The sequence below is a fragment of the Methylobacterium oryzihabitans genome (assembly GCF_004004555.2).
GTDB classification, from domain to species: Bacteria; Pseudomonadota; Alphaproteobacteria; order Rhizobiales; family Beijerinckiaceae; genus Methylobacterium; species Methylobacterium oryzihabitans.
Genome location: NZ_SACP01000036.1, coordinates 40,983 through 60,436, shown reverse-complemented (window position 1 = coordinate 60,436; position 19,454 = coordinate 40,983). Strand labels below are relative to the sequence as shown.

The 19,454-nt window shown below is 72.8% G+C and carries 17 protein-coding genes; 11 read left to right on the top strand and 6 right to left on the bottom strand.

Annotated elements, in window-relative coordinates:
- Positions 1 to 367: 367 nt before the first annotated feature.
- Complete coding sequence (locus EOE48_RS24975) at positions 368 to 1,528, top strand: acetyltransferase domain-containing protein (protein ID WP_127733599.1); 1,161 nt, start codon at positions 368 to 370, stop codon at positions 1,526 to 1,528.
- 175 nt (positions 1,529 to 1,703) lie between these two features.
- Here EOE48_RS24975 and EOE48_RS24970 read toward each other — a convergent pair whose 3' ends face one another.
- Positions 1,704 to 2,330 carry a TetR/AcrR family transcriptional regulator gene (locus EOE48_RS24970; protein ID WP_127733598.1) on the bottom strand — a complete coding sequence of 209 codons (627 nt, stop codon included), beginning with the start codon at positions 2,328 to 2,330 and terminating at the stop codon, positions 1,704 to 1,706.
- Between the two features lie 88 nt (positions 2,331 to 2,418).
- Here EOE48_RS24970 and EOE48_RS24965 point away from each other — a divergent pair, with 88 nt between their 5' ends.
- Entirely contained in the window at positions 2,419 to 3,666 is a 1,248-nt protein-coding gene (locus tag EOE48_RS24965) for an efflux RND transporter periplasmic adaptor subunit (protein WP_127733597.1), read from the top strand.
- A 99-nt stretch (positions 3,667 to 3,765) separates the two neighbouring features.
- Entirely contained in the window at positions 3,766 to 6,960 is a 3,195-nt protein-coding gene (locus tag EOE48_RS24960) for an efflux RND transporter permease subunit (protein WP_127733596.1), read from the top strand.
- A gap of 166 nt (positions 6,961 to 7,126) precedes the next feature.
- On the opposite strand, the gene EOE48_RS24955 is transcribed toward EOE48_RS24960, so the two are convergent.
- The gene (locus EOE48_RS24955) at positions 7,127 to 7,657 is read right to left on the bottom strand and encodes a MarR family winged helix-turn-helix transcriptional regulator (protein WP_127733595.1); all 531 of its coding nucleotides are present in this window, start codon (positions 7,655 to 7,657) and stop codon (positions 7,127 to 7,129) included.
- Positions 7,658 to 7,807: 150 nt separating this feature from the next.
- Here EOE48_RS24955 and EOE48_RS24950 point away from each other — a divergent pair, with 150 nt between their 5' ends.
- The 3 genes from EOE48_RS24950 to EOE48_RS24940 are packed head-to-tail and all read left to right on the top strand — an operon-like array spanning position 7,808 to position 10,656.
- Positions 7,808 to 9,064: a cytochrome P450 gene (locus EOE48_RS24950; RefSeq protein WP_127733594.1), complete on the top strand. Its 1,257-nt coding sequence runs from the start codon at positions 7,808 to 7,810 to the stop codon at positions 9,062 to 9,064.
- Between the two features lie 12 nt (positions 9,065 to 9,076).
- The gene (locus tag EOE48_RS24945; RefSeq protein WP_127733593.1) at positions 9,077 to 9,400 is read left to right on the top strand and encodes a 2Fe-2S iron-sulfur cluster-binding protein; all 324 of its coding nucleotides are present in this window, start codon (positions 9,077 to 9,079) and stop codon (positions 9,398 to 9,400) included.
- A gap of 35 nt (positions 9,401 to 9,435) precedes the next feature.
- A complete protein-coding gene (locus EOE48_RS24940; protein WP_127733592.1) occupies positions 9,436 to 10,656 on the top strand; it encodes an ABC transporter substrate-binding protein in 1,221 nt (406 codons plus the stop codon).
- Positions 10,657 to 10,787: 131 nt separating this feature from the next.
- On the opposite strand, the gene EOE48_RS24935 is transcribed toward EOE48_RS24940, so the two are convergent.
- Positions 10,788 to 11,477 carry a DJ-1/PfpI family protein gene (locus EOE48_RS24935; protein ID WP_127733591.1) on the bottom strand — a complete coding sequence of 230 codons (690 nt, stop codon included), beginning with the start codon at positions 11,475 to 11,477 and terminating at the stop codon, positions 10,788 to 10,790.
- Here EOE48_RS24935 and EOE48_RS24930 point away from each other — a divergent pair.
- Entirely contained in the window at positions 11,476 to 12,582 is a 1,107-nt protein-coding gene (locus tag EOE48_RS24930; RefSeq protein ID WP_127733590.1) for a GlxA family transcriptional regulator, read from the top strand. The genes EOE48_RS24935 and EOE48_RS24930 overlap by 2 nt on opposite strands.
- Positions 12,579 to 12,905, top strand: coding sequence for a YnfA family protein (locus EOE48_RS24925; protein WP_127733589.1), 327 nt, complete (start codon positions 12,579 to 12,581; stop codon positions 12,903 to 12,905). The genes EOE48_RS24930 and EOE48_RS24925 overlap by 4 nt, the downstream gene beginning before the upstream one ends.
- Positions 12,906 to 12,910: 5 nt before the next feature.
- Here the strand turns inward: EOE48_RS24925 and EOE48_RS29355 are convergent, their stop codons facing one another.
- Positions 12,911 to 13,132, bottom strand: a complete 222-nt coding sequence (locus EOE48_RS29355; protein WP_187371538.1) for a hypothetical protein — start codon at positions 13,130 to 13,132, stop codon at positions 12,911 to 12,913.
- Positions 13,133 to 13,304: 172 nt separating this feature from the next.
- Here EOE48_RS29355 and EOE48_RS24920 point away from each other — a divergent pair, with 172 nt between their 5' ends.
- Together EOE48_RS24920 and EOE48_RS24915 are read left to right on the top strand one after the other, a co-directional pair.
- A complete protein-coding gene (locus tag EOE48_RS24920) occupies positions 13,305 to 14,237 on the top strand; it encodes an arginase family protein (protein WP_187371537.1) in 933 nt (310 codons plus the stop codon).
- Positions 14,238 to 14,284: 47 nt separating this feature from the next.
- Entirely contained in the window at positions 14,285 to 15,832 is a 1,548-nt protein-coding gene (locus EOE48_RS24915; protein ID WP_127733587.1) for a L,D-transpeptidase family protein, read from the top strand.
- Between the two features lie 349 nt (positions 15,833 to 16,181).
- On the opposite strand, the gene EOE48_RS24910 is transcribed toward EOE48_RS24915, so the two are convergent.
- Positions 16,182 to 16,433: a hypothetical protein gene (locus tag EOE48_RS24910; RefSeq protein ID WP_127733586.1), complete on the bottom strand. Its 252-nt coding sequence runs from the start codon at positions 16,431 to 16,433 to the stop codon at positions 16,182 to 16,184.
- A gap of 120 nt (positions 16,434 to 16,553) precedes the next feature.
- Between EOE48_RS24910 and EOE48_RS24905 the strand changes: the two genes are divergently transcribed.
- A complete protein-coding gene (locus tag EOE48_RS24905; RefSeq protein ID WP_127733585.1) occupies positions 16,554 to 18,902 on the top strand; it encodes an ATP-dependent helicase in 2,349 nt (782 codons plus the stop codon).
- A gap of 41 nt (positions 18,903 to 18,943) precedes the next feature.
- Here EOE48_RS24905 and EOE48_RS24900 read toward each other — a convergent pair whose 3' ends face one another.
- On the bottom strand, positions 18,944 to 19,141 hold the full coding sequence (locus EOE48_RS24900) for a YqaE/Pmp3 family membrane protein (RefSeq protein WP_187371536.1): 198 nt from the start codon (positions 19,139 to 19,141) through the stop codon (positions 18,944 to 18,946).
- Between the last annotated feature and the right edge of the window lie 313 nt (positions 19,142 to 19,454).

Below are 19,454 nucleotides of genomic sequence, written 5' to 3'. Positions count from 1 at the left end.
GAGCGCCCGCGACGAGGTCAGGGTGACGGGAAAGCGCACGCCCTCCTCGTCGCCGAAGGCCAGGACCTCGATCGCGAAGGGCAGCCGTTCGCCGCGGGCGTTCAGCTCCGCCACCGCGGCGATGGCGGCCCCGCCCCCGCCGGCGGCGCGGCGAGGCCGGCCGGCACGCCGCCCGCGACCGGGCGCGGCGCTACCTGCACGACCTCGCCCCCGCCCTCGACGCGATCACCGCCGAGGTCGGCCGCGGCAGCGGCGGCATCGCCCTGCGGCTGACCGAGGCCGGGATCCGCAAGCCGCGCGGCGGCACGATCTGGACCTCGGCCGACGTGCGCAAGCTCCAGCGCCGCCTCGCGGCGGAGAGGCGGGGATGACTCCACCCGATACCGCGTCGCCGCGCGGGCGCATCGGCGCCATCGACGCCCTGCGCGGCCTCGTCATGCTGCTGATGCTGGTCGACCACGTGCGGGAGTTCTTCTATCTCCACGCCCAGGTCACCGACCCGATGACCCTGCCGGCGACGCCGCCGGGCCTCGCCTGGACCCGGCTCGCCTCGCATGTCTGCGCGCCGGTCTTCATCCTGCTCGCCGGGCTGTCGGCGCACCTCTACGCGCAGCGCAACGGGCGCCGCGCCGCCGCCGGCTTCCTGCTGACCCGCGGCCTGCTGCTGGTCGCCCTGGAGGTGACGCTCGTCAACCTCGCCTGGACGCTGCGCCCGTTCCCGCCGGTGCTGTACCTGCAGGTGATCTGGGCGATCGGCCTTTCCATGATCGCCCTCGCGGGCCTGCTGTGGCTGCCGCGCGCCGGGCTCGCCGCGGTCGCGCTCGCGATCATGCTCGGGCACAACCTCCTCGACGGCCTCGTCCTCGCGCCGGGGGAGGGCGGCTTCGTGCCCTGGGCGATCCTGCACCAGCGCGCCCTGATCGCGCTTCCCTGGCCGTGGGAGGCCGCACGCACCTCCTATCCCGTGCTGCCGTGGATCGGCGTCGCCGCCGCCGGCTACGTCCTCGGCCCGCTCTTCGCCCCGTCCGTCGATTCGACGGCGCGTCGGCGGCGCCTCGTCGCCCTCGGGCTCGCGGCTCTCGCGGCCTTCCTCGTGCTGCGCGGCCTGAACGGCTACGGCGAGCCGGCGCCGTGGCAGCCCGGCGCGACGCCGCTCGCGACCGTGCTCTCCGTCCTCAACCTGACCAAGTATCCGCCCTCGGCCGGTTTCCTGCTCGCGACGCTCGGTCTCGGCCTGCTGGTGCTGGCGCTGTTCGAGGCGCTGCCCGCCGGCGGTCCGGGCTGGCTGCGGGTCTTCGGCGGGGCGCCGCTGTTCTTCTACCTCCTGCATCTCTGGCTGCTGCGGCTCCTCTACGAGGGCGGCCTCGCCCTCGGCCTCGCCACGCCGGGCTCCGGCCGGGTGGAGGCGCCGTCGCCCGCGGCCCTCTGGCTGATCGCGGCCGTGCTCGCCCTGCCGCTCCACGCCGCCTGCGCTTGGATGACCGGCCTGAAGCGGCGGTCGCGGTCCCGGCTGCTGAGGTATCTGTGAGACGATCCCCAGACGGTCAGTTGCGAAAATCGTATCGAAGCCCGCGGCGCGGGAGCGGCGCCCGTTTCGGCAGTGGGACATTCTTACTTTGCGCCTACACCCGCGATTCGCATAAGGAAGATTATGGAATTTCGGGTCGGTCGAGGCCGTGGAACGCCGCTGGCCTCCGGCGCGGTCACGACCCGGACGGCGAACCGCAGCCCGGATCGCGCCCGGTCCGCTCGAACGCGTTCACCGCGACGCGCGCGACCTCGCGCAGCGCGTCGCGGTCGGCGCCGGACGAGGCCAGCACGCCCATGCCCGAGGCGACCGTCGACAGGAACCGCGCCAGCGCCGCCGGGTCGGCGTCGTCGGGAAGGTCGCCCTCCTGCCGGGCTTGCAGGAAGCGGTCGCGCAGTTCGGCCTCGGTCATCGCCCGCTTCGAGGCCAGCGCGAACGGAATGTGCTCCGAGCCCTCCCCGCAGGCCAGCCCGCCCTGGACCAGCAGGCAGCCGGGCGGATTGGCCGGGTCGGTGTGACTGTCGGCGATGCTGCCGAGGAACCGCTCGGCCACGTCGCGCGCGGTCGGCGCGGCCAGCACGAACCCCATGTGCGCGGAGCGGCGCTGCGCGTAGCGGTCGAGCGCCGCCTTGAGCAGGCCCTCCTTGCTGCCGAAGGCCGCGTAGAGGCTCGGCGGCTTGATCCCCATCGCCCGGGTCAGCATGGCGAGGCTCGCGCCGTCGTAGCCGTGGCGCCAGAACACCTCCATCGCCTCGTCGAGGGCCTTGTCGGTGTCGAACGACCGGGGCCGCCCCATCGCCATTGTCCGCGGGCTCCAACTTTTGTAACGAGTGGTAGATAAGTCTCTTGACGCGCCGCGTCCATCCCGACATCTGTAGCGCACCATACAGATGTCGGAGTCGGTCGTGAACTCGCAGCGTGGCACCCCTTCAGGCGGTTCCCTCCGGCGCGGCGTCGGCGCCGGCCTCGTGCTCGCCCTCCTGGCGGGCACCGCCTACACCGTGGCGCCGGTCTGGCGCGGCGGCAATGCGGCGGTCGCCGCGGACCAGCCGGCCGAGCAGGCGATGCCGGCCCCGGTCGCCACGATCGCGCCGCGCGACGTGACCCTCTGGGACGAGTTCTCAGGCCGGCTGGAGGCCGTCGAGCGCATCGACGTGCGGGCGCGCGTCGGCGGCGCGATCCAGGCCACCCACTTCGCCGAGGGCGAGATGGTCAAGGCCGGGGATCTCCTGGTGACCATCGACCCCGCCCCCTACGCGGCCGAGGTCGAACGCCTGGAAGCCCAGGTCGCCGGTGCCGAGGCCCGCCTTGCCCTGACCGCGAGCGATCTCGAGCGCGGGCAGCGCCTGTCGGACCAGCGCATCGTCACGGCGCGCGACCTCGACGTGCGCGCCAACGCCTTCAAGGAGGCGAAGGCGAGCCTCGACGCGGCCAGGGCGGCGTTGCAGGCGGCGCGGCTGAACCTCGGCTACACCGAGGTCCGGGCGGCGGTGGCCGGCCGGGTCGGGCGGCGCGAGATCACGCCGGGCAACCTCGTGGCGACCGGAGCGGGCGCCGCCGTGCTCACCACCCTCGTCTCGGTCGATCCGATCCATGCCGGCTTCGACGCCGACGAGACCGTGGTCCTGCGGGCGCTGGCCTCGATCGCCGGGCCGGGCGGCAGCCGCGGCCGGCTCGACCGCATCCCGGTCGAGATGGTCACGGCCGACGGCGGCCGGGCCGCCGGGCACCTCCAGTTCATCGACAACAAGGTCGACGCCCGCACTGGCACGGTGCGGGTGCGCGCCTCCTTCGCCAACGGCGACGGCCGGCTGATTCCCGGCCAGTTCGCCCGGATGCGCCTCGGTCAGGCGCGGCCCGAGAGCCTCATCCTCGTCGACGAGCGGGCGGTGGGCACCGACCAGGACAAGAAGTTCGTCTTCGTGGTCGGGGCCGACAGCCGGGCCGAGTTCCGGGCCGTCACCCTCGGGCGGGCGGTCGAGGGCCTGCGGGTCGTGACCGCCGGCCTGTCGGCCGGCGAGCGCATCGTCGTCAACGGGCTGCAGCGGATCCGGCCCGGCGCCCTGCTGCGCCCCGAACCGGTGGCGATGGGCGAGCGGTCGCCCGGCGCCGCTCCCGGCCGCCTCGCCCAGCGCTGACGCCGGGCTTTCCGTCCAGGTCTCCGACACCGCGTCCGCGGCCGCGCCACGGGCGGCCGCCGCGCCCCTGCGCCTGTCTTCCCGCCCCCGGAGGGCGACATGAATCTCTCCCGATTCTTCATCGACCGCCCGATCTTCGCCGGCGTGCTCTCGGTGCTCATCTTCGTCGCGGGCCTGATCTCGCTGTTCGCGATGCCGATCTCGGAATACCCGGACGTGGTGCCGCCCTCGGTGGTGGTGCGCGCGACCTTCCCGGGCGCCAACCCGAAGGTCATCGTCGAGACCGTGGCGACGCCGATCGAGGAGCAGATCAACGGCGTCGAGGGCATGCTCTACATGTCGAGCCAGGCGACGACCGACGGCATCATGACGCTGACCGTCACCTTCCGGCTCGGCACCGACCCCGACAAGGCGCAGCAGCTGGTCCAGAACCGGGTCTCGCAGGCCGAGCCGCGGCTGCCAGCGATCGTGCGCCAGCTCGGCATCGTCACGGTGAAGTCCTCGCCCGACCTCACCATGGTGGTGCACCTCGTGTCGCCGAACGGGCGCTACGACATGACCTACCTGCGCAACTACGCGGTCCTGAACATCAAGGACCGGCTGGCGCGCCTCGACGGCGTCGGGCAGGTGCAGCTGTTCGGCTCCGGCGACTATTCGATGCGGATCTGGCTCGACCCGCAGAAGGTCGCCGAGCACGGCCTCTCGGCCGGCGACGTGGTGCGGGAGATCCGGGCCCAGAACGTCGAGGCCGCGGCGGGCGTCGTCGGCGCCTCGCCCGCCCTGCCCGGCCTCGACCTGCAGCTGTCGCTCAACGCGGAAGGGCGCCTCACCAGCGAGGAGCAGTTCGGCGACATCGTGGTCAAGACCGGCTCGGACGGCGAGGTCACCCGCCTGCGCGACGTCGCCCGGATCGAGCTCGGCGCCTCCGACTACGCCCTGCGCTCGCTGCTCGACAACAAGTCGGCGGTGGCGATCCCGATCTCGCAATCGCCGGGCTCGAACGCGATCCGGATCTCCGACGACGTCCGCCGCACCATGGCGGAGATCAGGCGCACGATGCCCGAGGGCGTCGACTACCAGATCGTCTACGACCCGACCCAGTTCGTGCGCGCCTCGATCGAGGCGGTGATCCACACTCTGCTCGAGGCGGTCGCCCTCGTGGTCGTGGTGGTGATCCTGTTCCTGCAGACGTGGCGGGCCTCGATCATTCCGCTGCTCGCCGTGCCGGTCTCGATCGTCGGCACCTTCGCGGTGATGCACGTCTTCGGCTTCTCGATCAACGCGCTGAGCCTGTTCGGCCTCGTGCTCGCCATCGGCATCGTCGTCGACGACGCCATCGTGGTGGTCGAGAACGTCGAGCGCAACATCGAGGCCGGGCTGTCGCCGCGCGACGCGTCCTATCAGGCGATGCGCGAGGTCTCGGGGCCGATCATCGCCATCGCGCTGGTGCTGGTGGCGGTGTTCGTGCCGCTCGCCTTCATCAGCGGGCTGACCGGCCAGTTCTACAAGCAGTTCGCCCTCACCATCGCGATCTCGACCGTCATCTCGGCGATCAACTCGCTGACCCTGTCGCCGGCCCTGTCGGCGCTGCTGCTGCGCGACCACCACGCCCCGAAGGACCGGCTGACCCGGGTGCTCGACACGCTGCTCGGCTGGTTCTTCCGCCGTTTCAACCGCGCCTTCGGGCGCGCCTCGGACGGCTACGGGCGCGGCGTCGGCGGGGTGGTGTCGCGCAAGGGCGCCATGATGGTGCTCTACCTCGTGCTGGTCGGCGTGACCGTGGTGCTGTTCCGCCAGATCCCCGGCGGCTTCGTGCCGGGCCAAGACAAGCAGTACCTCGTCGGCTTCGCGCAACTGCCCGACGGCGCCACCCTCGACCGGACCGAGGAGGTGATCCGCAGGATGAGCGAGATCGCCCTCAAGGAGCCCGGCGTCGAGAGCGCCGTCGCCTTCCCGGGCCTGTCGATCAACGGCTTCACCAACTCGTCGAACTCGGGAATCGTGTTCTCGACCCTCAAGCCGTTCGAGGAGCGCCGGGACCCGAGTCTCAGCGGCGCCGCGATCGCGCAGTCGCTCAACCGGAAGTACGCCGCGATCCCCGAGGCGTTCATCGCGATGTTCCCGCCGCCGCCGGTCAACGGGCTCGGCACGATCGGCGGCTTCAAGCTCCAGATCGAGGACCGCGCCGGCCTCGGCTACGAGGCGCTGAACGACGCCACCAAGGCGTTCATGGCCAAGGCCGCCCAGGCGCCGGAACTCGCCGGCCTGTTCTCCAGCTTCCAGATGAACGTGCCGCAGCTCTTCGCCGACCTCGACCGGACCAAGGCGCGCCAGCTCGGCATCCCGGTGACCGACGTGTTCGACACGCTCCAGATCTATCTCGGCTCGCTCTACGTCAACGACTTCAACCGGTTCGGCCGCACCTACTCGGTCCGCGTCCAGGCCGACGCGCCGTTCCGGGCGCGCCAGGACGATGTCGGGCTGCTCAAGGTGCGGGCCGGCTCGGGCGAGATGGTGCCGCTCTCGGCGCTGCTCCGCGTGCGCCAGACCGCCGGTCCCGAGCGGGCGATGCGCTACAACGGCTTCCTGGCCGCCGACATCAATGCCGGCGCCGCCCCCGGCACCTCGTCGGGGCAGGCTCAGGCGGTGGCGGCGCGCATCGCCGCCGAGACGCTGCCCCGCGGCTTCGCCTTCGAGTGGACCGACCTGACCTACCAGGAGTTCATCGCGGGCAATTCCGGGGTGTGGGTGTTTCCGCTGGCGCTGCTGCTGGTCTTCCTCGTGCTGGCGGCGCAGTACGAGAGCCTCGCCCTGCCCCTCGCGATCCTGCTGATCGTGCCGATGGGCCTGCTCGCGGCGATGTTCGGGGTCTGGCTGTCGGCCGGCGACAACAACGTGTTCACGCAGATCGGCCTGATCGTGCTGGTCGGCCTGTCGGCCAAGAACGCGATCTTGATCGTGGAGTTCGCCCGCGAGCTGGAATTCGCCGGACGGACCCCGGTCCAGGCGGCGATCGAGGCGAGCCGCCTGCGGCTGCGCCCGATCCTGATGACCTCGATGGCCTTCATCATGGGCGTGCTGCCGCTGGTCACCGCCACCGGGGCCGGCGCCGAGATGCGCAGCGCCATGGGCGTCGCGGTGTTCTCCGGCATGATCGGGGTGACCGCGTTCGGGCTGTTCCTGACCCCGGTCTTCTACGTGCTGCTGCGCCGCGCCACCGGCAACCGGCCGCTGAGGCAGCACGGGCATCCGGCCCCGGCCGCGCACCACGACAGCCTCGCCGGAGCGGCGTGAACGGCGCGCCGGCCCCCACCCGCCGGCGACGCATCGATTTCGTTGCCAAGGCAACATAATGGTTGCCCGAGCAACGGGATCGTGACAGCTTGCCTCCGAGAGCGAGTCATCGCCGACCACGGAGGAAACGATGGGCGAGGCCGGCCACCCGCGCGTGGCGTCCCGGCTACCGCCGCGTGCCGGACCCGGACGGCGTGGTCACGGCCGGCAGGTTCGCGTGGACGCGGTTGAGGAGATCGATCAGCGTCTCCCGCTGCTCCGGCGTCAGGCAGGCCAGCAGGCGTTGCTCGCGGTCGAGCGCCACCAGGATGATCTCGTCGTGCAACCGCTCGCCCTGCTCGGCGAGGCGGATCAGGCGCCGGCGCGCATCGCCCGGATCCTCCTGCGTGGCGACGAGGCCGCGGCGCTCCAGCGAGGCGAGGGTTCGGCTCACCGGCCCCTTGTCGAACCCGATCACCTGGCAGATGCGCGCCGCCGCGATGCCCGGCTCGATGGCGAGCAGCGACATGATCCGCCACTCGGTGACGTTGACGCCGAAACGCCGCTGGTAGGTGGCGCTGGCGCTGTGCGACAGCTTGTTGGCGACGAAGGTCAGGAGCGCCGGCACGTAGCGGTCGAGGTCGAGGCGCCGCCCGGCCTCCCCCGCCCCAGGCCCCTCCGCCCGTCCGGCGGCGTGCCCTGCCCGACCCGATGTCATGTCCGCCTCGTGGGTGTCCTCGGCCCGGGTTATGGCGCAGGCATCGCCGGGCGTCGAGGCCCGGGCAAGCAATCCGATCGACGGATCGTCGGGTCTCGCCCGTTCATCGTCCCGACCATGCAATAGAACCAAGATACGGGAGGACCGACCATGAGCCTGATCTCGTCCGAGACCTCTCCCGGGAGTGTCGATCCGGCGCCGTTCGCAGGAGAGATCCATTCCACCGGCGCGCCGGTCGTCGACGTCGATCCGTTCTCGACCGAGTTCTTCGAGGATCCGCACCGGATCCACGAGGCCCTGCGCGAGGCCGGCCCGGTGGTGTGGCTGCCGCGCTGGGGCGTCCACGCGGTGGCGCGCTACGACGAGGTCCGGGCCGTCCTGCACGACCCGGCGACGTTCTGCTCCGGCCGCGGCGTCGGGCTGAGCGACTTCGCCAAGGAGCCGCCGTGGCGGCCCCAGAGCCTGATCCTGGAGGCCGATCCGCCGGCCCACGGGCGCACCCGCGCGGTCCTCAACCGGGTGCTGTCGCCCGCCGTGATGAAGACCCTGCGCGGGCGGTTCGAGGCCGCCGCCGCCCGGCTGGTGGACGACCTCCTCGCTCGCCGGGAGATCGACGCGGTCACCGACCTCGCCGAGGCGTTCCCGCTCTCGGTGTTCCCGGAGGCGGTCGGCCTGCGCCGGGACGGGCGCGAGCACCTGCTGCCCTATGCCGGCCTCGCCTTCAACGCCTTCGGGCCGCCCAACGAGCTGCGCCGGCGCGCCTTCGAGACCGCGGCGCCGCACGTCGCCTGGGTGATGGAGCAGTGCCAGCGCGAAAACCTCGCGCCGGGCGGCTTCGGCGCGGCGATCCACGCGGCGGCCGATGCCGGGGCGATCACCCACGACGAGGCGCCGCTCCTCGTGCGCTCGCTGCTGACGGCCGGGCTCGACACGACGGTGAACAGCATCGGCGCGGCGGTCTACTGCCTCGCCCGCTTCCCCGAGGCCTGGGCGCGGCTGAGGGCCGAGCCCGGCCTCGCCCGCGCGGCCTTCGAGGAGGCGGTGCGCTTCGAGAGCCCGGTGCAGACGTTCTTCCGCACCACGACGCGGCCGGTCGAGATCGGCGGCGCGCGGCTCGACGAGGGCTCCAAGGTGCTGATGTTCCTCGGCGCCGCCAACCGCGACCCGCGCCGCTGGGACGAGCCCGGCCGCTACGACCCCGGCCGCGCGACGGTCGGCCATGTCGGGTTCGGCTCGGGCATCCACATGTGCGTCGGCCAGTTGCTCGGCCGGCTCGAGGGCGAGGTGATCCTGTCGGCGCTGGCCGCCCGGGTCGGGTCGATCGCGATCGGCGGCCCGGTCGTGCGCCGCTACAACAACACGCTCCGGGGCCTGGAGCGCCTGCCCGTCACCCTCACGGCTGCCTGAAGGACCGAGCCCATGCCGACCGTCACCGTCATCCGCCCGGACGGCGCGCGCCGCGACCTCGCGGTCGCCGCGGGCACCAGCCTGATGCAGGCCGCGATCGCCCAGGGAATCGAGGGCATCGTCGCCGAGTGCGGCGGCAACGCGATGTGCGCCACCTGCCACGTCTACGTCGCCGAGGACTGGGCCGACCGCCTGCCGCCGCTGAGCGACGACGAGGACGCCCTCCTCGACGGCGCGGCGGCCGAGCGCCGGCCGACCAGCCGGCTGTCGTGCCAGATCACCGCGACGCCCGAACTCGACGGGCTCGTGGTGAGCCTGCCCGACCGGCAGGTGTGAGAGTAGAACCAACAACACAGGGGGGAGGACGAGGAATGCGCAGGACGATGCGGGCGGCTTTGGCGGCCGCGACGCTGCTCGCCGCCGGTGCGGCGGCGGCGGCGGCGGAGGTCTCCGACGGCGTGGTGCGGGTCGGCGTGCTGACCGACATGTCGGGGCCGTTCCAGGACACCAACGGCCAGGGCTCGGTCGAGGCCGCCCGGATGGCCGCCGAGGACTTCGCCGGCGGCGGCAAGGGCATCCGGGTCGAGATCGTCGCCGCGGACCACCAGAACAAGGCGGATGTCGGCTCGGCCATCGCCCGCAAGTGGCTCGACGTCGAGAAGGTCGACGCCATCGTCGACGTGCCGAACTCGTCGGTCGGGCTCGCCGTCAACGCGCTGGTGCGCGACACCCGGATGGCGCTGCTCGCCTCCGCCACCGCGACCTCGGACCTCACCGGCAAGGCGTGCTCGCCCAACACCGTGCAGTGGGTCAACGACGCCTGGGCGACCGGCAACACCACCGCGGCCGCGATGATGAAGCGCGGCGGGACATCCTGGTACTTCCTGACCGTGAACTACGCCCTCGGCCAGGGCATCGAGGCGGAGGCGAGGACCTACGTCGAGGGCCACGGCGGCACCGTGAAGGGCGCGAGCCGCCACCCGCTCGGCACCGCCGACTTCTCGTCGCTGCTGCTCCAGGCCCAGGGCTCGGGCGCGTCGGTGGTCGGGCTCGCCAATGCCGGCGCCGACGCGATCAACATCGTCAAGCAGGCCAACGAGTTCGGGCTGAAGTCCGGCGGCCAGTCGCTGGTCGCGTTCCTGGTCTTCATCAACGACGTCCACGCCATGGGCCTCAAGGACGCCCAGGGGCTGCTGCTGACCGAGTCGTTCTACTGGAACATGAACGACGAGACCCGCGCCTTCGCCAGGCGCTTCGCCGCGCGCCCGGGCCAGGCCGGCAAGGTGCCGAGCGGCAACCAGGCGGGCGTGTATTCGGCGACCCTCGCCTATCTCGACGCCGTCGCCCGCGCCGGCAGCGACGACGGCCGCACCGCGGTCGCCGAGATGAAGCGCCGGCCGCCGCGCGAGCGGCTGTTCGGCGACCTGAGCGTGCGGCCGGACGGGCGGGCGATCCACCCGATCTACCTGTTCGAGGTGAAGAAGCCGGCCGAGTCGACGGCGCCCTACGACTACTACACGCTCCTCGACACGGTCCCGGCGGATCAGGCGTTCCGGCCGATGGCGGAGGGCGGCTGCCCGATGGTGAAGTGATACGGGAGGCTCAGCACGCACGAGCGCGGTGGATGTCCGCCTCGCGGCAGCGACCGCGCAGCGGTCGCCGGGATCGCCTCAAGCGATCAACCGGATGTCGCAGGGCGCCCGGGACCGGCTCCGGGCGGTCCTCACGACTGCGCGGCCTCGCCCGGCGCGATCCGGCCCACGATCGCCTCCCGCGCCGCCCGCGAGGCGGCCAGCCGCGCCTTCGCCCGGTCGAGGATCGCGGGCGAGGCCGTCTGCGGGGTGCCGGCGTCGAAGGGCGGGGCGGGTGCGTATTCCAGCGCGAGCTGCACCGTCTCGGCCTCGTCCCGGCCGACCAGCGCGGCGACGACCGCGAGGCCGAAATCGATGCCCGCGGTGACGCCGCCGGCAGTGATGAAGCGGCCGTCGCGCACGAGGCGGCCGGTCTCCGGCACGGCGCCGAGGCGGGCGAGGAAGTCGTGGGCGTTCCAGTGCGTCGTCGCGCGCACGCCCGCGAGCAGCCCGGCGGCGGCGAGCACCAGGGCGCCGGTGCAGACCGAGGTGACGAAGCGCGCGCCCTTCGCCTGCCGGCGCACGAAGTCGAGGGTCTCGGGATCCTCCAGCAGCGCGTTGACCCCGCCGCCGCCGGGCACGCAGAGCACGTCGAGGGGCGGGCAGCCGGCGAAATCGAGCGTCGGCGCGAAGGCGAGCCCGGTCGAGGACGGCACCGGCGCGAGCGACTTCGCCACGAGGTCGACCCGCACGCCCTCGGCCGAGGCGAACACCTCGTAGGGGCCGGTGAGGTCGAGCTGCTGCACCTGCGGAAAGACGAGGATTCCGACCCGGACGGTCATGGCGGCGCTCCTGGTTGACGCCGCCACCCTAGCCGCGCAGCCTGCGGCACGATCGCCAAAGGCCCCTCGCTTCTTGCCAACCATCCCACCGACCCGCTCCGTCGAGATCCTGTGCTACCCCGGCGTGCAGTTGCTCGACGTCGCCGGTCCGCTCCAGGTCTTCGCCAGCGCCAACGAGTTCGCGCCGCTTGGCGCCCCCGCGCCCTACGGGCTCGCCGTGGTGGCGGCGGCCGACGAGGTCGTGGCGACGGCGGGCCTGCCGTTCCGCACCGCGCCGCTGCCGCCGGCCGACCGCCCGCTGCACACCCTCGTGGTCGCGGGCGGGCGCGGGGTCGATGCCGCCTGCGCCGACCCGGCCCTCGTCGGCTGGGTGCGCCGGCGGGCGGCGGCCGCGCAGCGCACGACCTCGGTGTGCAGCGGCGCCTTCCTGCTCGCGGCGGCCGGCCTGCTCGACGGCCGCCGGGCCGTGACCCACTGGGACCGCTGCGCCCAGTTCGCCCGCCAGTACCCGGCCGTGCGCCTCGATCCCGACCCGATCTTCGTTCGCGACGGCGCGATCTGGACCTCGGCCGGGGTGACGGCGGGCATCGACCTCGCGCTCGCCCTGGTCGAGGCCGATCTCGGCCACGCCGCCGCCCTCGCGGTCGCCCGCCAGCTCGTCGTGTTCCTCAAGCGCCCGGGCGGGCAGGCGCAGTTCAGCACCGTGCTGTCGCTCCAGAGCCGGGACGGACGCTTCGAGCGCCTGCATGCCTGGATCTGCGACAACCTGTCCGCCGACCTGTCGCTGGCGGTCCTGGCCGAGCGGGCGGCGATGAGCCCGCGCAGCTTCTGCCGGCACTACCGCGAGGCGACCGGCCGCACGCCGGCCCGGGCGGTCGAGGCCCTGCGGGTCGAGGCGGCGTGCCGGATGCTGGAGGCGGGGCAGCCGGTCGGCCGCGTTGCCACCCGGTGCGGCTTCGGCTCCGAGGAGACCCTGCGCCGCAGCTTCCTGCGCGCCCTCGGGGTCGGCCCGCAGGCGTACCGCGCCCGCTTCGCCGCCGGGATGACGGATGGCGGATCCGGCCGCTATGAGCGGACCATGGCTGCCACGGACCCCACCCGATGACCACCCTCCTCGCCTATGCCGGCGCGGCGCTCGCCGAGATCGCCGGCTGCTTCGCGTTCTGGGCCTGGCTGCGCCTCGGCCGCTCGCCGCTCTGGCTCGGGCCCGGCCTGCTGTCGCTGGCGCTGTTCGCGTGGCTGCTCACCCGGGTCGAGAGCGAGGCGGCGGGCCGCGCCTACGCGGCTTATGGCGGCGTCTACGTCGCCGCCTCGCTCGCGTGGCTGTGGACCGTCGAGGGCCAGCGGCCCGACCGCTGGGACACGGTGGGCGCTATGGTGTGCCTTCTCGGCACCGGGATCATCCTGCTCGGTCCGCGACCGGCCTGACCGGGTCAGAACGCCGTGCTGGCGTAGGCCATCGCGGCGACCATCCCTTCCGGGTCGCCGGAATGCCGGATGCCCGCCACCACGACGATCAGCAGCACGAGGCTGAGGATGGTGACGGCGAGGAGGGCCGTGAGCGTGTCGGCCCAGTCCCGCGCCCAGTGGATCGCGACGCAGCCCACCGTGAACCCGGCGGCCTCGGCCACCGGAACCAGTTCGATCACGCTCATCGCCGTCCTCGCAGGCCCACAGGAAGGCGCCATGCTGCACTGCAAAACGCTCCCGGACCATCCCCGCCGATGCACGGCGGCGTTTCCGGCAGCGCCGATCTCGCAGATGCGAAGGAACCTTTCGCGGCGCCGCGCGTCCAGCACTCGAACCTTCGCCGCAGGACGCCCCCCGATGCCCGCACCGCCCCGCCCGACCTTCGCGGGCCTGCCCGCCGGGGATCCCGACCGTCTCGCGGGGACGGGCGTGGCGATCCTCGGCGTCGCCAACGCCTCGCCCTACGAGATCGGGCAGGAGAGCCATGCCGCGGCGGCGCCAGCGGCCTTGCGGGCGGCCTCGGCGAGCTTCGCGCTGTCCCACCTCGACTTCGACCTCGACGGGCCGTTCCCGGCGCCGGACGGCGGCGTGGTCGATTGCGGCGACGTCGCCACCGACCCGTCGGACCCGGAGGGCAACCGCACCCGCATCCGCACCGCGGTCGGGGCGGTGCTCGCCGCGGGCGCCGCGCCGCTCGTGCTCGGCGGCGACGATTCGGTGCCGATCCCGGTGCTCCAGGCCTATGAGGGGCACGGGCCGCTGACGATCCTGCAGATCGACGCCCATGTCGACTGGGGCGACGTGATCCGGGGCAACCCGCTCGGCTACGGCAGCCCGATGCGGCGGGCCTCCGAGATGGCGTGGGTGGCCGGCATGGTCCAGGTCGGCATCCGGGGGCTCGGCAGCGGCACCCCCGACCAGATCGCCGACGCCCGCGCCTGGGGCAGCCGGCTCGTGACGATGCGGGAGTTCCGCCGCCTCGGCCCCGACGGCGTGGCCGCCCTGGTGCCGGAGGGCGCCGACGTCTTCCTGAGCATCGACGTCGACGGCCTCGACCTCGCGATCATGCCGGCGGTCAACGCGCCGACGCCGGGCGGGCTGTTCTACCAGGACGTGATCGAGCTGCTGCACGGGGTCGCCGCCCGCGGGCGGATCCGCGGCGCGGCCCTCGTCGAGCTGGTGCCGGACAAGGACCGGGACGGCCTGTCGGCCCTCACCGCCGCCCGCCTCGCCAGCACCGTCGCGGCGCTGATGTGGCGCGGGGCGGCCCCTGCGGCAGGAGTTTCGTAACCCTAACCGGCCATCGTCCGCCCGCATCCTCGGACAGGAGGCGGGCGATGGTCCTGCGTCAGCGTGTTTCGTCCCTGCGGTCCGGCGCCGCCGCCCTCGCGTGGCTCGCCGGCTGCGGCGCGTCCCTCGCCCAGGCGCCGGTCCCGCCCGGAACGATTCCCGTCGAGACGCCGCGCCCGGCCGAGCCGGCGCCCCTGCCGGTCGGGCCGGTGCGCCCGACGACGGTCGAGGCGGAGAAGCCGGCGCCGCGCGCGCCCGAGCCAGCCCGGGCGGCGGAGCCGGTCAAGCCCGCCGACATCAAGGCCGCCGAACCGGCGAAGAAGCCGTCGCGCGAGCTGCCCCCGGTGGTGCTGGCGCGGATCTCCCAGGATCCGAGCCCGGTCCTGACGCCGGCGACCTTCCTCGACACCCTTCGGATGGCCGACCGCTATCAGGCCATCGCCGAGGCCGGCGGCTGGCCGGACCTGCCGGCCGACCTGACGATCAAGCCCGGCGAGCGCAACCCGGCGGTGCCGGCCCTGCGGCGCCATCTCGTCCTCACCGGCGACCTCGCCGCCGAGGCGTCGGCCTCCGACGTGCTCGATCCGGCCCTGGTCGCGGCGGTGAAGCGGTTCCAGGTCCGGCATGGGCTGCCGGATTCCGGACTCGTCGCCCGGCTGACCGTGAAGGCCCTCAACGTCCCGGCGGCGACCCGCCAGCGCCAGCTCGCCGCCTCGGCGGCGCGGCTGATGGGATCGAGCTTCCCGTTCGGCGAGCGCTACGTCGTGGTCAACATCCCGTCGGCCACCGTCGAGGCGGTGGAGCACGGCGCGCTCGCCCGCCGCTACGTCGCGGTGGTCGGCAAGCCCGACCGCGCCTCGCCGCTGGTCGAGACGAAGATCACCAACGTCAACTTCAATCCGACCTGGACCGTGCCGGTGTCCCTGATCCGCAAGGACATCATCCCGCACATGCGCAAGGATCCGGGCTACCTCGCCAAAATGCACATCCGCATGCTCGACGGGCAGGGCAACGAGGTCCAGCCGACCGCCGTCGACTGGTCGACCGAGAAGGCGGTGAACTACACCCTGCGGCAGGATCCGGGCTTCGACAACTCGCTCGGGCAGGTGCGGATCGACATGCCGAACCGCCACGCGGTGTACCTGCACGACACGCCGTCGAAGTCGCTGTTCAGCCGCGACGTCCGCTTCCACTCTTCGGGCTGCGTGCGGGTGGCGGAGGTGAAGGAACTGGTCGGCTGGCTGCTCGACGGCACCCCCGGCCCGGGCGGCCCCGGCACCGCCTGGGGACCGATGGAGATCGAGACCGGCATCGCCACCGGCGAGCGCCGGGACATCAAGCTCGGGAAGCCCGTCCCGGTCACCTTCGTGTACATGACCGGCTACGCCACGCCGGACGGCCGGGCGCATTTCCGCGACGACGTCTACGGCCTCGACAGCGGCCCAGCCGCCCCGGCGCAGCCGGTCGCGGCGCCGGTGGTCCGCCCGGTCGCGGATCCGACCACGACCGCGACGATCCCGAAGCGGCCGGTGCCGGCCGCCGATGCCGCCCGTCCGGCGGCCAAGCCGCAGCCGGCGGCGCGGCCGCCGGCCTGAGCAGGCGCCCGAAACGCAGCCGCGCCCTGGAGCCTCCTCGATCGGTGCGTCGAAGCATCGAGCACAGGAAGCTCCCCTTTCCCGGACGACTGAAGCGTCAGCGGAAGGAGATCCGGGATCCAGCACAACAAGGCGCGAAGCGTCCGTACACAGCGACAGCGCTGATAGGCGGAGCCGCTTCGCGGCGAGCCTTACGGCTGGATCCCGGATCTCCTTCCACTTCGTTGCAGTCGTCCGGGAAAGGGGAGCCTGTTCAGCCGCCGGCCCATGCCAGCCCGAAGCAGAACGGCATCGGGCTCGTTGCTCCTGCACCATGGCCGCCGTCGAAACGGCGGCCGGCCAGCGGCGCTCAGCGCGGCGCCACCACGATCGGCGGCGGGGGCGCGGAGGGCATGCTCTGGCTGCGCATCATGTCGCCGCGGATCTGGTTGGTGTTGAACTGGTTCTGCTGCTGGATGCTGCGGATCTGGCCCTGGGTCTCCATCGAGCGGTTGAGGCCCTCGACGGTGCGCTCGGCGCGGGAGACGGTCGGCTGGTTCTGGGCCATGGCGGGCACCGCGGCTAGGGCGAGGCTCGTGACGAGCAGGGCGTGGAGACGCATGGCGATCCTCTCCTGTGGGGTATCGACGCTATAGCGGAACGACGCCGGAGGCGGGCCGGGGGTTCCGTCCGGCGGCGTCGCACCCTCGACGCCGTTCGCGTTTTGGTCCAGTGAGAGGGCATGACTCGCCAACCCGCAGGGGCCGAGGCGCCCTCCCCCGCCACCTCGATCGCCGCGCGCGCCCGCGCCGCCGTGGCGCCGCAGGGCGCGTCCTATCTCGACGGGCTCAACCCCGAGCAGCGCCGCGCCGTCGAGGCCACCGAGGGGCCGGTGCTGGTGCTGGCCGGGGCCGGCACCGGCAAGACGCGGGTGCTCACCACCCGCATCGCCCACCTCATCGCCACCGGCCGCGCCCGCCCGTTCGACATCCTGTCGGTGACCTTCACCAACAAGGCCGCCCGGGAGATGAAGGAGCGCATCGGCGCCCTGATCGGCCCGGCGGGCGAGGGCATGCCGTGGCTCGGCACCTTCCACGCCATCGGCACCAAGATCCTGCGCCGCCACGCCGAGCTCGTCGGCCTGCGGCCCGACTTCACCATCCTCGGCACCGACGACCAGCTCCGCCTGCTCAAGCAGGTCATCGCCGCGGCCGACATCGACGAGAAGCGCTGGCCGGCCCGCAGCCTCGCCCACGCCATCGACGGCTGGAAGAACCGCGGCCTCGGCCCCGAGCAGGTGCCCCCCGGCGAGGCCGGGGCCTTCGCCCACGGCAAGGGCGGCGCGCTCTACGCCACCTACCAGGAGCGGCTGAAGACCCTCAACGCGGTCGATTTCGGCGACCTGCTGCTGCTGTGCCTGCGGCTGTGGCGCGAGAACCCGGACGTCCTCGCCGCCTACCAGACCCGCTTCCGCTACATCCTGGTCGACGAGTACCAGGACACCAACGTCGCCCAGTACCTGTGGCTGCGGCTGCTCGCGCAGTGGCACCGCAACGTCGCCTGCGTCGGCGACGACGACCAGTCGATCTACGGCTGGCGCGGCGCCGAGGTCGACAACATCCTGCGCTTCGAGCACGACTTCCCGGGCGCCGTCGTGGTGCGGCTCGAGCGCAACTATCGCTCGACCGGCCACATCCTCGCCGCCGCCTCGACGCTCATCGCCCGCAACGAGGGCCGGCTCGGCAAGACCCTGCGCACCGAGGCCGTCGCCGGCGAGAAGGTCACGGTGTCGGGCGCCTGGGATTCCGAGGAGGAGGCCCGGACGCTCTGCGAGGCGATCGAGGGCTTCCAGGCCAAGGGCCACGACCTGTCGCAGATCGCCGTGCTGGTGCGGATCTCGGCCCAGATGCGCGAGATCGAGGACCGCTTCGTCCAGCTCGGCCTGCCCTACCGGGTGATCGGCGGTCCGCGCTTCTACGAGCGGGCCGAGGTGCGCGACGCCCTCGCGTACCTGCGCCTGACGGTCAACCCGGCCGACGACCTCGCCTTCGAGCGGATCATCAACACCCCCAAGCGCGGGCTGGGCGACGCGACGCTCCAGGCCCTGCACGGCCTGTCGCGCCGGGCGCAGGTGCCGCTGCTCCAGGCCGCCCGGATGGTGATCGAGACCGAGGAGCTGAAGCCCAAGCCGCGCTCGTCCCTGCGCGCCCTGGTGGCGGGCTTCGGGCGCTGGGCGAAGCTTCTCGAGAACCAGCCGCATTCCGAGGTCGCCCAGACCGTGCTGGAGGAATCCGGCTACACCGAGATGTGGCAGAAGGAGCGTTCCGCCGACGCCACCGGCCGGCTCGAGAACCTCAAGGAGCTGGTGCGCTCGATGGAGGAGTTCCCGGACCTGCCGGGCTTCCTCGAACACATCGCCCTGGTGATGGACGCCAACGAGGGCGAGGGCGGCGCGCGGGTCAGCCTGATGACGCTCCACGCCGCCAAGGGGCTCGAATTCGACACCGTGTTCCTGCCGGGCTGGGAGGACGGGCTGTTTCCCAACCAGCGCGCCCTCGACGAAAGCGGCCGGGCCGGGCTGGAGGAGGAGCGGCGCCTCGCCCATGTCGGCCTCACCCGGGCGCGCAAGCGGGCGAGGATCTCGTTCGCGGTCAACCGCCGGGTCCACGGCCTGTGGTCGTCGACGATCCCGAGCCGGTTCATCGACGAGTTGCCGGAGGCGAGCGTCGAGGTGCTGGAGGCGCCCGCGCACTACACCGCCGGCGCCTCGCGCTTCGACCGGCAGGCGGTGCCGTTCGGCTCGTCCTACGGCACGCCGGGCTGGCAGCGGGCGCAGGCCAACACCGCCGGCCAGGGGCCTTCGCGCGAGCCGTTCGGGCGCGGCGGCGGCCGGCGCGGGCCGCAGCAGATCGAGGGCACGCTGGTGGCGAAGTCCACCGGCACCGCCTCGGCCTACGCCGCCGGCATGCGGATCTTCCACACCAAGTTCGGGCCGGGCTCGGTCGAGGCGGTGGACGGCAACAAGCTCACGGTCGCCTTCGACAAGGCCGGCCGCAAGATGGTGCTCGACAGCTTCGTGGAGCCGGCCTGACGCCGGCGCCAGCCGGTGCCGGCTATGGCCGGCACGATGCCTCAACGATGCCCCACGAGCCGGCGCATACGGCTCGTGCGGCGCCGGTGGTTGTCGTAGTGCACGACCGTCACCGCCCACAGCGCCCCCGGCGGCCAGCCGATGACGGTGATCTGCAGCAGGAAGCACATCAGGGCCTGGACCGGCCGGTTCCGTTGCATCAGGGCGAGCCATGGCAACACGACAGCCACCGTGCTCATCGTTGTTCTCTGTTTCTGGGCTGGAACGACCGTGCCGCCGGAATGGCAGCGCCGTCAAGGAACGTTCCTGCCTCTGAGTTAAGACATCCTTCGTTGTTGCCGCAGATGCGCCACATTTCGGCCCGGCCGCGACCGAACGGTCGTTCGGGTGGCGACCGTGCGCTTTCTGCAACGCTCTGCGCCCTCCTGTGCGCTTTGGGCCACACTTCCGCCCTGCGTCATCGTAGCCGCGGGATCGTCGCGGCATTGGTGCAACGCGGTAATTGTCCGTTGTGCGGCGGCGACCTACCCTGACCCCCGATCGTGATGGACT